Here is a 12,901-nt window from a genome sequence, read left to right on the forward strand (position 1 = left end):
GAGAGAGATTAACTTAAAGCGCTGAATTTCGTCTTAAATAACTGTATTGTTTAAATAGGTCCTACATAATAGGGCTACCTAATCATACTTAAAACGCCAATAACAAAGATAAGATTATGCAAAAAATTCCATTACTACGTTACATGTTCTTTACTGTGTTGCTTACCATCATAACCCAAGCGAACGCAGCAATTAAGTCTATTGATGAATTTACTGACAAAATGAATCACTTTCCGGGCTACTTTTCATTCTATTATGATACACAAGCAGGAAAAGTTTACTTAAAAGTAGATAAATTAAAACAGCAATTTTTATTACAACAAAGCTTACCGTATGGAGTGGGTTCTAACGACATAGGGTTAGATAGAGGCCAACTTGGTAATACGCATTTAGTGCAGTTCGAACGCTTTGGCGATAAAGTCATGCTCCGAGCTGTAAACACTTACTACCGTGCAAACACCACAAATAAAGCCGAAAAACAAAGTGTAAAAGAAGCATTTGCTTCGAGTATTTTGGCAGGCCTTAAAGTTGTAGCACAAGATAGTGACGCTGCATTAGTCGATTATACCCCTTATTTATTGTCAGATGTGCATGGAGTAAGCCGCATATTAGCAGCACGTAAACAAGGTAATTTTAGTTTAGACAACACGCGTAGTGCTGTATTTATGGAGCGCTCAAAAGCCTTCATGAAAAATACTGAATTAGAAGCAGTATTAACTTTTAAAGGCAGTAACGTTGGTAAATATGTTCGCCAAGTCAGTGCAGACCCATATTCGTTAACGGTACATATGCATCATTCGCTTATAGAATTACCCGATAACAACTACACACCTCGCCAGTTTAATACGCAGTCGGGTTTTTGGAGTGTTGAACACAAAGATTACTCAGCGCCTTTAGGTGAGTCTATGTATGTGCGTTATATACCACGTCATCGTTTAATTAAAAAAAATCCTAACTTACCGGTGAGTGAACCTGTTGAACCTATTGTTTATTATTTAGATCCTGGGGTACCTGAGCCTGTTAAAGGGGCTTTATTAGAAGGTGCAAAATGGTGGAACAATGCATTTACCGAGGCCGGTTTTAAAAATGCCTTTATGGTAAAAGTACTGCCAAGTAATGCCGATCCTATGGATGTAAGATACAACGTTATTCAATGGGTGCATCGTGCTACGCGCGGTTGGTCTTATGGGAGCTCAGTGATTGATCCTCGTACCGGAGAAATCATTAAAGGCCATGTAACGCTTGGATCGTTAAGGGTTCGTCAAGATTTATTAATTGCACAAGCACTTAGCGCACCTTACATAAAAGGTAACGAGGTAACTAAAACGCTGCAAGCGATGGCGCTTGATCGAATTCGTCAATTAAGTGCTCATGAAGTTGGACATACACTAGGTATTGCTCATAACTTTGCTGCTTCGGTAAACGATAGAGCATCGGTTATGGATTACCCGCACCCGTTATTAAGTTTTAACGAGCAAGGTAAGCTTGATGTATCGCGTGGCTATGCAAAAGGAATGGGTGTTTGGGATACGCAAGTTATTAAATATGGCTACAGCGATTTTACTAATCAAAACGAAGAGAGCGGTCTTAAGGCTATTTTGGCCGAAAATAAAGCCAAAGGCTTAGCGTTTATTTCTGATAGTGATGCCCGTGCAAAAGGCGGCGCGCATCCAACAGCGCACCTTTGGGATAATGGCAGTAATCCAAGTGAAGAATTACTTAGAGTGCTTGAGGTGCGTCAGCAGGCGCTCGCTCAATTTGGTATAAATAATATTAAAACCGGCGCTGCATTATCTAATCTAGAAGAAATGCTAGTGCCTTTATATTTGTTTCATCGTTATCAAATTGAGGCAGCCGTAAAATTGGTTGCAGGGGTTGATTATCACTACGAAACCCGTAGTGAGCAAGCGGCAAAAGGCGCGCAAGTTGTTGATAAAATAAAACAACAACAGGCGGTAACTGCCATACTGGCAACACTTAAAGCAAAAAACTTGGTTGTACCTGAATCAATACTTTCACTGATACCGCCAAAAGCTTATGGTGAATCTAAATCGCGCGAAAGCATTGTAGGGCGTACCGGTTTAACACTCGACGCTATGGCCTTGCCTGAAGTTGCTGCGCAACATAGTTTATCGTTATTATTAAATAGCCAGCGTTTGAATCGTTTAGCGCAACAACAAGCACGTCATAGCGAATTTTATAGCTTAAATGAGCTATTAACTGAGCTATACGCTAGTGTATTTAAAGTTTCTACACCTAATACTATGGCGGGTAAAGTCACTCAACGGGTACAGTATTTAACCGCTAAAACCATGGCCGATGTAATTGCCAGCCCTAACACTAGCCCAGAAGTGCAAGCACAGCTCAATTATTATTTAGTAAAACTAATGAATGATTTTGAGCAAAACTCATTCATTAGTCACACGAGCGAAGGCGAAAGTGCATTTAAGCAGTATTTGGTTGAACAAATAAAATTGTTTTTAAATACCGGTACATGGCCAAATAACTTTAAAGCATTGCCTATTCCACCAGGTTCGCCTATTTAATGTGTAATAACAGCAAGTATATACTTGCTACAGGTTATGATACCGATTAAGAATTAAAGATGAGCGTCGCGAGGCAAGTATACTTGTTACAGTGGCGCGACCTTTTTCTTGCTTCAGGTATTTTTTTTGTTAGTCTACAGGTCTAATTTTTATTCTTTTGAAGGTGTCTATGACGTTTTTTTCTCGCTCTATACTGGCGTTATCTATTGCGCTTTCAAGTAGTCATGCAGTGGCCGAAAAACAATGTGATGTAGAGCTTCGTCATGGTTTAATTATTACTGATGATGTAATTAGGATTGTTGATAAAGGGCAAACTCGGGTGCAAATAAACAATAATAATCAATTGTTCATTCGCGGATACTGGGTTGATTTAAGTCAAGATGAAAGCAAAGTACTTCAGCAGTTTAGTGCAGGAATACGCCATACAGTGCCAGAGCTTGTAAATCTTGCAACCGATGGTGTTAATTTAGGTTTAAGTGCAATAGAGCATGTTGTTGAGGGGATCTCGGATAAAGAGCCAGAGGTGCTAAAAACGCAGCTACAGTATGTTGAGCGAGCGCTTATGGATAAATTTAAACGAGGCGATGACTTTTATTTTATTGCCCCTCAATCATTATCACAAATAGATGACTTTTTTACCGAAGAAATAAGCACTAAAATTCACTCAGCAGTACATGGTTCGTTAGGCTCTATATTGGTATCGTTAGGTGATGCGTTTAAATCACGTGAAGGCAATATTGAAGACCGAATTAACGACATGGGGCAACGTATGGATATTATTTCAAAAGAAATAGATAAATCATTACAAAAAAAAGCTCAACAGCTCGACTTAAAAGCGACCGAATACTGTGAGTATTTAAATACACTCGATATGACCGAATCGCGCTTGCAAGCTATCGTGCCTAGCATGACTGACTTTGATTTAGTGCAAATTAAATCTTAATTTCAGCGTCGGTTAGTGCTCTATACTCACCACTTTGTAAGTTTTCATCTAATACAATATTAGCCACTTGCTCACGATGTAATTCAACGACTTTATTACCTACCGCCGCTAACATGCGCTTTACTTGATGATACTTCCCTTCGCTAATCGATAATCGCAAACTATAGCTTTCAAGTGCATCTGCAATAGCAGGGCGGGTTAGTTCTTTTTCGTTATGTAACTGCACACCTTCACGAAGCTGTGTTAAGGCTTGAGAGGTTAAAGGCTCTAAGGTTTCAACTAAATAGGTTTTTAATTTTTGATGCTTAGGTGAGGTAATACGATGCGACCAATCACCATCGTTAGTAATTAAAACAAGCCCCGTGGTATCAATATCTAATCGCCCAGCAATATGAAAATCAGCCATATTCGGCTCATCGAGCAAATCAAATACAGTGGGGTGCAATTCATCTACATTTGCACACACATAACCTGCAGGCTTATGTAGCATAAAATAACGTTTACCTAAAAAGGCTAACTGTTCACCCTGAAATACAACTGAATCTTGCGCTTTTATTTGAAAATCAAATGCTGTTACGGTTTCATCATTAACGCTAACGTCCTGACGTTTAATGGCTGCGCGTGCTTTTGAACGCGGTAATTCGGCTAAATGGCTAATAAATTTATCTAAGCGGCAAGGGAATTTCATTGAGGTTCACATTGTTAGTCATCTTAAGTGTGCGCGAGTATAGCCGATACCTTAAAATAAGACAAAAGCATGCATTGTTAAAACAGCCAATAATCGGCTTTAAACGACTTTTAAAGGCCAAAATTAGCCACCATTTAGCTGAGAGATGTTTCGGTTTATATAAATTTTATTTGCTATAATCGGCAAAAATATTTGAGAGATTAACATGACCCACACAGATGTAATTATTATTGGCGCAGGTGCTGCAGGTTTAATGTGTGCTGCACAAGCAGGCTATAGAGGGCGCAGTGTCAATGTGCTCGATATGGGTAAAAAGCCAGGCCGTAAAATACTCATTAGTGGTGGTGGTCGTTGTAATTTTACTAACGAAAATGCCAGTCCAAGTAACTACTTATGTGGTAACCCTCATTTTGTTAAATCGTGTTTAAGTCGTTATACCCAACATGACTTTATTGATTTAGTCGACCGTCACTCATTGGCATACCATCATAAAACATTAGGGCAATTATTTTGCGATAACAGCGCGCAAGATATCGTTAATATTTTACTTACCGAATGTGAGTGGGCAGGCGTTAGCATTAATTTACGTAATGAAGTTTTGAATGTCAGTAAAACAGACTCGGGCTATCAGGTTACAACAGAGCAAGAAACATTTAGCTGTGATTCTCTTGTCATCGCTTCGGGTGGCTTAACCATGCCCAAATTAGGTGCTACCCCAATCGGTTATAAAATAGCTGAACAATTTGGCTTAAATGTATTGCCAACAATGGCTGCATTAGTGCCTTTTACATTGCACCAGCACGATAAAGAACGTTTTGAGGGGCTTTCGGGGATTAGTATTGCCTGCGAAGTGTCGAGTGAAGACGGGACTGCATTTAAAGAAAATATATTGTTTACACATCGAGGTTTATCGGGTCCGGCTATATTGCAAATTAGCTCTTTTTGGCGTGCGGGTCAGGCCGTAACGATTAACTTACTGCCAGATAATAACCTAAAACAGCAGTTGGGTGCGTGGCGAGAAATACAAGCTCAAAAATCGTTAAAAAACAGTTTAGCCACTATTTTACCTAAACGCTTTGTTGAAATACTCCACGATAACAACGCCATTCCTGATTGTAATATAAATCAGCTTACTCATGCTCAAATCGACGAGCTCGCTAACTATATACATGCATGGCAAATTAAGCCTAATGGAACAGAGGGTTACCGTACCGCCGAAGTGACTTTAGGTGGAGTGGATACTAACGAGCTAAGCTCAAAAACATTCGAAGCTAAAAAAGCGCCGGGTCTTTATTTTATTGGCGAAGTAACGGATGTGACCGGCTGGTTAGGGGGATATAACTTTCAATACGCTTGGAGTTGTGGCTTTGCCGCCGGACAGTATTGTTAGCTGTATTTAAAGGTGTTTTCGCTAAAAGTAAGGTTAGTTGAGCACTAACCTTACGCAAGTATCGTTATTATTTAACGATGTGTACCACGAATAGGGTAATCATTCTCAAGAGCAAACTCTATTCCGCTAACCAATTGTTCTATATCGGGACGTATAAAGGGGGCGTTTGCTATTTCAATCATCACCGTTTTACCTTGTGGATTAACTAAAAATAGTCCGGGTTCGGCAAACGTATGATCGGTTTCAGAATCACTCATAGGATCAGAAATATATAAACCTAATTGCTGCATTTGTGCCACGCTTAACTCAGTCAATATAGGGTAATCTACGTTTAGACCTTTATCTTGCATTGCCTTTAATTGCTCTTGAGAATCACCCGAAACGGCAACAAGGTTAATGTTCATCGCAGCAAGCTTATCGTTGTAGTCGTTAAGCGCATTTAAATATTTTAAACAAATAGGGCAATGAAATCCGCGGTAGATAATAACTAAAGACCATTCTTTTGAGGTGTTAGCAGCACTAGCAGCGTTAACAAGGTCTACTTTATTGCCTTGTTGATTGCTTACATTAATTGCGGGAAACTGTTCACCGGCGACTAATTTGGTATTTTGCATTTGCTATCTCCATAATATAGGTGGCATAACTTAAATGTTAGCCATTAATAGATAATGGTATGTAGCAAGCTGCTAACCAACTTTATAGGTCGCTGTTTTTAATCGTTAAATTGTTTTTTAGTGTGTTAAGTTTAACTAAAGTACAGTCAATAGTATGAAAAAGTTACATCAATATTGCAGCTTGTACACTATAAATACCCAGTATATAACTAAGCAATGAGTCACCCTAAGTTAAAGAACTTTAGTGCTTTGTTACTTTAGTTAAAAACTCAGCCAAAATTCGGTCTTTTTCTACTTGAGATGCTTTATCCCTGATGGCGGCCTTTTCAATATCAGCAAGCATTTCAACACGCCTTATTTTTTCATAGGCCAGTTCTTGCTCGTTAAGCTCACTCAGTTGTACTGTTTTTACTACACCAAAGTTGGGATCTTCAATTTTATCAAAATCAAATTCAGCATCTAACTTTTCCCCATAAGCGACATTATATATGACTGCAATCCAGAGCTTTCTTTGATTTTGTTTTCGAGAGTTTAACCAGTGAGTTTTAGGAACTAAAATATCAGCAGAATAATAAATACCATCGTAGAAAAAATCACCGTCAATTCTAAAGTAAGCGAGTGATTCACCGTTAAGATCAGCTTTATTCATTTCATTAATTAATGATTCTTGTAGGCTATCTGTAATGGTAACAAAGTCCTCTTTGGTTAACCCAATATAAGGGTTTTTAAATTTTTTACGTTGTTGCATTGTTATCCTAACTATAAAAATAATGCACTAGGGCCTGTTTATCTATTAAAGCCAACTTATACGCCTTTTTGGGGGAAGCGCTGTGGATCACTAATTTAATCGGTATTTTAATACTTTGATTGCTTATTAATCAGCTTCATTTATAAATACCTATTTGATTAGAATAGGGGGGGTTTATTAAAAACTGAATCTATTTTTATCTCGATATTTGTGAAATACCCCACATTACCCCCTCAATACTGCCTAAACGTTCTAAATTTAAAGAGAGCCAATGAAATCTTGTGAACTTATTAAAGTTATAAAAAAACCCGCAAAACAATGTCTTGCGGGCCTTATAAAGCTTTATGAACGCTTATGCGATCATGGGGGAACGGTTTTACATCATGTCGCCTATTAACGAGTTATCCTTTTGTTTTTATTGTCTTAGTTATTTTATGGAAGCAATGATACTCACTTTATACCTCTAGGTATAAAGTACTAAAGTGAAATATTAAGGAAATCAGGTAAATTCAGATATTGAAAATATATATTTGGCTGATTAAGTTTGAGTGAATCATTCTCTAAGCGGTTTATAAAGCTTCGGTTTGTTATTAATGCTGAAACTTTCCATTTTGCAAAAAATTAATAGTTTGTTCGGCAACGTCTAAGTTATAGCGCATCATAGAATGACTAACGTCAATAGTAATAAAATCACTCATGCTACTCAGCTTTGTCGACTCTACCGACACGAAGCCATCATTTGGTCCGTCAAATAGGTCATTAGTCAGGTTGGATGATTTTGTGCCCGCAATTATGCCTATATTCGCATCTGTTTCATCAAGGTTATTACCTAAGCTGCTTCTTCCTGTGACAAGTGCGCGACTTATCCCGCCTCCGACTTCCATTAACCAAGCGTCACTTAAGTGATCTGCCAATTCACTTCCTTTGTTCGGTGTGCCTATTAATACAACCTCGGCAATATTAATTTTTTCTAGCTGATACTGATTGTTTTGTAGATATGCCCTAATGACTAATCCACCAAGTGAATGCCCAACAAAATGGACTTTGGGTGCGTGTAATAGACAAGCGTCAATTTGTTTTGTCGTTTCCGCTAAAACATCATCAATACTTTCACCAATAGTCGCGTAGTCTAATCGGCACACTTTATACCCTGCATTTGCTAATCGCTGAGCGAAAAGCCACACGGCTCCGTCACTTCTCCCTAAACCATGAGCAAGTACAACGAGTTCATCGGTGGATTGGTACTCAGTAATTTGTGCTTCAGATCGAGAACAACCGGTCAAATGGAAGCAAGCAAATATAAATATCATCGTTACCATTATTTTTTTCATTTATTCACCTAAATTTTTACGCACCGAACTGAAAACATATAGCTCTTCTTTAATTTTGTACGGCGAATTTCACCTTTATGTGAATTCCACCAAGAATAAGCAAGTGTTCTTGCGTAAGCCTCTTTGTCTGTTGCATTGCTACTTGTCCAAAATTCAGTATACATACCCTGAGTGGTATACCAATTACCAAGTTTTACGCCGGCAGGTTGAGCTGAAAAACGATGCAGATTAACTTGTGATTGTTCGAAATTTTTAAATACTGTATCTGGCTGCACTGCTTTAAGTGTTATTGCAATATCATTTTCACCTCGCCAACCTTCTTTATTAAGTTCAGACTCAGAAATGCCTATGCTTTTTTCAAGCGCTTTCCAGTCATCATCCGAAGCAACTCGCCAACCTGTTGGGCAAATATTTCTCTCATCAATGACATCCAGCCAATTGTAAAGCCTTCCATATGTCAAAAGTTGGCTTTCGTCATCATTAGGAATATAACCGGTGCTAACTTTTGATCGATCTTGAAAAGTCGTTGTTCTTAAGTTTTCAGCCAACCAAACTTGGCCGCCTATTTTTACGGTGCGGTAAACATTCCCGTCACTATCGTGCACGGTGTTATGGTCATCACTTTGCGCAGAGTTAGAGTAACTTGCTGCTGACGTTTGTGGGTTTAACATAAAAAGTCCTAGTGTAAAAAGTAATTTTTTCATTGTTCCTGCCTAGGCATGCAGAGTGTCATTAATTGAATTAAAGCGGCCAGTTAAACGATACTTCTTTCTCTGATAATGCCCACAATTTAGTTAATGCGTTCTTTTCTAGAACAAAAGGCTCAAGTTTTCCTTGACCTACAGGCCCACCAAAGTTCATTAGTCCTGTAGGGCCATAGTAAGCACGTTCTTTTAAGTTTTCTTCAGTTGTGCACATAACTTCAGGGTATGCTCCTTTGTTAGCTGTTTGAGCGACACCTAACTTGACCATCAAAGACCACGAGAACCTTGTCGCAAAATTGGCTTTTTCATTGATAAGTGATGTATTAGATGCCCCCGGATGACAAACGTAAACTTTCACCTGCTTTTTTGCAGATTTTATTTTATCTTGAAGTTCGTAGGCGAACATCATTTGTGCCAATTTACTCTGGCTGTAAACTTTGTTGGGGTGGTAGTTTTTATCCCAATTGATATCGTCAAACTGAATGGTTCGATGTCCCATTTTGTGACCTTCACTTGAGACAACCACAATACGTCCTTTTGACTCTTCAATACGATTGAAGAGTAAGCCACACAGAAGAAAGTGCCCGTAATGATTGACACCTAATTGACTTTCAAAACCATCAACAGTGAGTTCTTGTTTAGCAATTTGTGCGATAGCAGCATTACACAGTAATGCATCAATATGACTCACCTTTTCCAATACTTCTGAAGCTGCTTTACGTATAGAGTTCAAATCGGCTAAATCCATACGGATAAAAGAGACTTCAGTATGATTACCAAACTCTTCTCGTAACACCTCAATAGCATCTTTCGATTTATGCGGGTTGCGATTTAACATCACTACTTTTGCACCTTTAGAAAGCAGTATCCGCGTTGCCTGAAATCCTGTTCCCGTATTAGAACCAGTGATAATATAAGTTTTACCTGATAGAGAGCCCAATCGTTCCGGTGTCCAGCCTTTTGAGCCAAATAGCTTTTTACTCGTCATTTTAAAACACCTCAATTTGATGTTGATATTTAGTTGTACGGTATAATCAGTACAACCATACTTCGATATAAAATAATTATAAATATCATTTAGAGGCATAAATAGGCGGATTTATCTTTAAAATATGCCTATTTGTATCAAACCGTTGAGCTTTGGATTTTTCACTGATACTTTGACGTTATGTACCATTAAATGGCATGAAGCTTATGACTCAAGCATTAATTAAACAAATTATCGAGAGCAGTGTCTGTGAAGACGGCATGGTGGAAACCAGTGTAAAGGGGGTACAGCTTTTTCGGATAACAAGTCCACTTAACTGCGCTCCAGCCGTATATGAACCAACTATTGTCGCGATAGTGAGCGGTGCTAAAGAGGCTATATTAGACGGAAAAAGGTATATCTATAACAATAATCAATATATGTGTTGTTCGATGTCGATGCCTGTTGAAGCGGGAACACCCACAGCTTCTCCTGAAAATCCGCTTTTAGGTGTTTATATCTCCCTAGATACGAAAGTAATGACAGAGCTTGCAATTGCAATGGAGGGAGCTGTAGGTGTTTTTCGAAAACCTGAGGGAGCTTCACTTCCTCCTGGATTCTCACTTTCCCATTGGGATGATGCTTTTACGGAGGCACTTTATCGCCTGCTCATAGTCACTAACAGTTCATCGGATAGTGCAATACTTGGCGATGGTCGACTGAGAGAGTTGTATTATGCTGTATTAAAAGGTGAAGCGGGAGAGTCTGCAAAACGGGCTTTTGGTTTAGGTAATGAAATAGCAAAATCCATTGAGTATTTGTCTTCTCGTCTAAATGATACATTTACCATAGAAGATATTGCTGCTCAGGTTGGCATGAGCAGAGCCGTATTTCACCGAAAATTTAAACAAGCCACTACCATGTCACCACTTCAATTTGTTAAGTCGATGAGGCTTAACACTGCGGCTATGAAAATTGCTGGTGGCATGAACGTTAACAATGCCGCAATGGAGGTTGGTTATGTTAGCTCATCTCAATTTAGTAGAGAGTTCAAACGAATGTACGGACAATCACCGAAGCATTGGACACAGTCACAACAAATACCTAAAGGAAGAGTGACATAAAAGAGGGTTAACTAAACCTTTAGCTACAGAATACTCCAACAATCTCTTCCCTCTGAACAAAAAAACTGAATATAGCTATTAAGTAACCCCCAATAATTGGATTATCCAATTATTGGGGGTTACTTCACTATTCAGTTTTTTTAAGTGGTTGGGCTAAGGTTATAGTATAGGTTTAAAACCTATTACATCATGCCGCCCATGCCACCCATTCCGCCCATGCCACCCATATCAGGAGCTGGAGCAGATTCGTCTTTAGGAATTTCAGCAACCATTGCTTCAGTTGTGATCATAAGACCTGCAATTGAACCGGCAAACTGTAAAGCAGAACGCGTTACTTTAGTTGGATCTAAGATACCCATTTCAATCATGTCGTTGTACTCGCCAGAAGCTGCGTTGTAACCGTAGTTACCTTCACCACCTTTAACTGCGTTAATAACAACAGATGCTTCATCGCCCGCATTAGTTACGATTTGACGAAGTGGCGCTTCCATTGCACGAAGTGCAACTTTAATACCATGGTTTTGATCTTCATTATCGCCAAGTAGTTCAACTAGCTTGCTAGCAGCACGTACTAATGCAACACCACCACCAGGTACAACACCTTCTTCAACCGCTGCGCGAGTGGCATGTAATGCATCTTCTACGCGGTCTTTTTTCTCTTTCATTTCGATTTCGGTTGCTGCGCCTACTTTAATTACTGCAACACCGCCGGCTAATTTAGCCATACGCTCTTGTAGTTTTTCTTTATCGTAGTCTGACGTTGCTTCTTCAATTTGTGCTTTAATTTGTGCAACACGACCGTTAATGCCGTCTTCTTCACCAGCACCATCGATAATCGTTGTATCGTCTTTAGTGATAACTACGCGCTTAGCAGTACCTAAATCTTCGATTGTTGCTTTTTCAAGCTCAAGGCCGATTTCTTCTGAAATAACAGTACCGCCAGTTAATACAGCGATATCTTGTAGCATTGCTTTACGACGGTCGCCAAAGCCAGGTGCTTTAACAGCCGATACTTTAACAATACCGCGCATGTTGTTTACAACTAATGTTGCTAGCGCTTCGCCTTCAAGGTCTTCAGCAATAATAAGTAGCGGCTTGCTTGCTTTAGCTACGGCTTCTAATGTAGGCAATAATTCACGAATGTTAGATACTTTTTTGTCTACAAGTAGAATGAATGGGTTATCTAGCTCAACTGCGCCTTTTTCTGCGTTGTTGATGAAGTAAGGTGATAAGTAACCACGGTCAAACTGCATGCCTTCTACAACATCAAGTTCGTTTTCTAGTGATTGACCTTCTTCAACTGTGATCACACCGGTATTACGGCCTACTTTTTCCATTGCATCAGCAATGATTTCGCCAATTTCTTTATCAGAGTTAGCTGAAATAGTACCTACTTGTGCAATTGCTTTAGTGTCGGCACAAGGTACTGATAATGCTTTTAACTCTGCAACAGCAGCAATGATTGCTTTATCGATACCGCGTTTAAGATCCATTGGGTTCATACCCGCTGCAACCGCTTTTAAACCTTCGTTTACGATAGACTGTGCAAGTACGGTTGCGGTTGTTGTACCGTCACCAGCAGCATCATTTGCTTTAGATGCTACTTCTTTAACCATTTGTGCGCCCATGTTTTCGAACTTGTCTTCTAGTTCGATCTCTTTTGCTACAGAAACACCATCTTTGGTGATTACTGGAGAGCCAAATGATTTGTCTAGTACTACGTTACGGCCTTTAGGACCTAATGTTACTTTTACTGCGTTTGCTAAGATGTTTACGCCAGTTAGCATTTTAGCGCGTGCGTCACCTGCAAAAAGTACTTCTTTTGCTGCCATGATTTTATTCCTCT

At 39.2% G+C, this 12,901-nt stretch carries 11 protein-coding genes; 4 read left to right on the top strand and 7 right to left on the bottom strand.

Annotated elements, in window-relative coordinates; all coding sequences use genetic code 11:
* Nucleotides 1-116 precede the first annotated feature (116 nt).
* Both J8L70_RS05530 and J8L70_RS05535 read left to right on the top strand, forming a co-directional pair.
* Nucleotides 117-2,546 (top strand): zinc-dependent metalloprotease, encoded by a 2,430-nt coding sequence (locus J8L70_RS05530; RefSeq protein WP_211054490.1) that lies wholly within the window; start codon nt 117-119, stop codon nt 2,544-2,546.
* Nucleotides 2,547-2,715: 169 nt separating this feature from the next.
* Entirely contained in the window at nt 2,716-3,489 is a 774-nt protein-coding gene (locus J8L70_RS05535) for a YggN family protein (RefSeq protein ID WP_211054491.1), read from the top strand.
* Here J8L70_RS05535 and rsuA read toward each other — a convergent pair.
* The gene (gene rsuA, locus J8L70_RS05540; RefSeq protein ID WP_211054492.1) at nt 3,479-4,177 is read right to left on the bottom strand and encodes a 16S rRNA pseudouridine(516) synthase RsuA; all 699 of its coding nucleotides are present in this window, start codon (nt 4,175-4,177) and stop codon (nt 3,479-3,481) included. The two genes, J8L70_RS05535 and rsuA, sit on opposite strands and share 11 nt — an antisense overlap.
* 205 nt (nt 4,178-4,382) lie before the next feature.
* On the opposite strand from rsuA, the gene J8L70_RS05545 reads away from it, so the two are divergent.
* On the top strand, nt 4,383-5,567 hold the full coding sequence (locus tag J8L70_RS05545; protein ID WP_211054493.1) for an NAD(P)/FAD-dependent oxidoreductase: 1,185 nt from the start codon (nt 4,383-4,385) through the stop codon (nt 5,565-5,567).
* A 71-nt stretch (nt 5,568-5,638) separates the two neighbouring features.
* Here the strand turns inward: J8L70_RS05545 and J8L70_RS05550 are convergent, their stop codons facing one another.
* The 5 genes from J8L70_RS05550 to J8L70_RS05570 all read right to left on the bottom strand — a co-directional run bounded on the left by J8L70_RS05550 (nt 5,639) and on the right by J8L70_RS05570 (nt 9,952).
* Nucleotides 5,639-6,181 carry a redoxin domain-containing protein gene (locus J8L70_RS05550; protein ID WP_211054494.1) on the bottom strand — a complete coding sequence of 181 codons (543 nt, stop codon included), beginning with the start codon at nt 6,179-6,181 and terminating at the stop codon, nt 5,639-5,641.
* A gap of 241 nt (nt 6,182-6,422) precedes the next feature.
* Entirely contained in the window at nt 6,423-6,929 is a 507-nt protein-coding gene (locus tag J8L70_RS05555) for a hypothetical protein (protein WP_211054495.1), read from the bottom strand.
* A gap of 590 nt (nt 6,930-7,519) precedes the next feature.
* Complete coding sequence (locus J8L70_RS05560; protein WP_247664705.1) at nt 7,520-8,260, bottom strand: alpha/beta fold hydrolase; 741 nt, start codon at nt 8,258-8,260, stop codon at nt 7,520-7,522.
* Nucleotides 8,261-8,268: 8 nt separating this feature from the next.
* Nucleotides 8,269-8,964, bottom strand: a complete 696-nt coding sequence (locus tag J8L70_RS05565; RefSeq protein ID WP_211054496.1) for a fibrobacter succinogenes major paralogous domain-containing protein — start codon at nt 8,962-8,964, stop codon at nt 8,269-8,271.
* Nucleotides 8,965-9,001: 37 nt separating this feature from the next.
* Nucleotides 9,002-9,952, bottom strand: coding sequence for an SDR family oxidoreductase (locus J8L70_RS05570; protein ID WP_211054497.1), 951 nt, complete (start codon nt 9,950-9,952; stop codon nt 9,002-9,004).
* Nucleotides 9,953-10,212: 260 nt separating this feature from the next.
* Between J8L70_RS05570 and J8L70_RS05575 the strand changes: the two genes are divergently transcribed.
* Nucleotides 10,213-11,055, top strand: coding sequence for an AraC family transcriptional regulator (locus J8L70_RS05575; protein WP_247664709.1), 843 nt, complete (start codon nt 10,213-10,215; stop codon nt 11,053-11,055).
* A gap of 182 nt (nt 11,056-11,237) precedes the next feature.
* Here the strand turns inward: J8L70_RS05575 and groL are convergent, their stop codons facing one another.
* On the bottom strand, nt 11,238-12,887 hold the full coding sequence (gene groL / locus J8L70_RS05580) for a chaperonin GroEL (protein ID WP_211054520.1): 1,650 nt from the start codon (nt 12,885-12,887) through the stop codon (nt 11,238-11,240).
* Nucleotides 12,888-12,901: the final 14 nt, after the last annotated feature.

Source organism: Pseudoalteromonas sp. MMG010, assembly GCF_018100905.1.
In the GTDB taxonomy this organism is placed as follows: domain Bacteria; phylum Pseudomonadota; class Gammaproteobacteria; order Enterobacterales; family Alteromonadaceae; genus Pseudoalteromonas.

Coding starts and splice junctions, on each gene's coding strand:
- J8L70_RS05530 (WP_211054490.1), top strand. CDS start 117: ATGCAAAAAATTCCATTACTACGTTACATGTTCTTTACTGTGTTGCTT.
- J8L70_RS05535 (WP_211054491.1), top strand. CDS start 2,716: ATGACGTTTTTTTCTCGCTCTATACTGGCGTTATCTATTGCGCTTTCA.
- rsuA (WP_211054492.1), bottom strand. CDS start 4,177: ATGAAATTCCCTTGCCGCTTAGATAAATTTATTAGCCATTTAGCCGAA.
- J8L70_RS05545 (WP_211054493.1), top strand. CDS start 4,383: ATGACCCACACAGATGTAATTATTATTGGCGCAGGTGCTGCAGGTTTA.
- J8L70_RS05550 (WP_211054494.1), bottom strand. CDS start 6,181: ATGCAAAATACCAAATTAGTCGCCGGTGAACAGTTTCCCGCAATTAAT.
- J8L70_RS05555 (WP_211054495.1), bottom strand. CDS start 6,929: ATGCAACAACGTAAAAAATTTAAAAACCCTTATATTGGGTTAACCAAA.
- J8L70_RS05560 (WP_247664705.1), bottom strand. CDS start 8,260: ATGAAAAAAATAATGGTAACGATGATATTTATATTTGCTTGCTTCCAT.
- J8L70_RS05565 (WP_211054496.1), bottom strand. CDS start 8,964: ATGAAAAAATTACTTTTTACACTAGGACTTTTTATGTTAAACCCACAA.
- J8L70_RS05570 (WP_211054497.1), bottom strand. CDS start 9,952: ATGACGAGTAAAAAGCTATTTGGCTCAAAAGGCTGGACACCGGAACGA.
- J8L70_RS05575 (WP_247664709.1), top strand. CDS start 10,213: ATGGTGGAAACCAGTGTAAAGGGGGTACAGCTTTTTCGGATAACAAGT.
- groL (WP_211054520.1), bottom strand. CDS start 12,887: ATGGCAGCAAAAGAAGTACTTTTTGCAGGTGACGCACGCGCTAAAATG.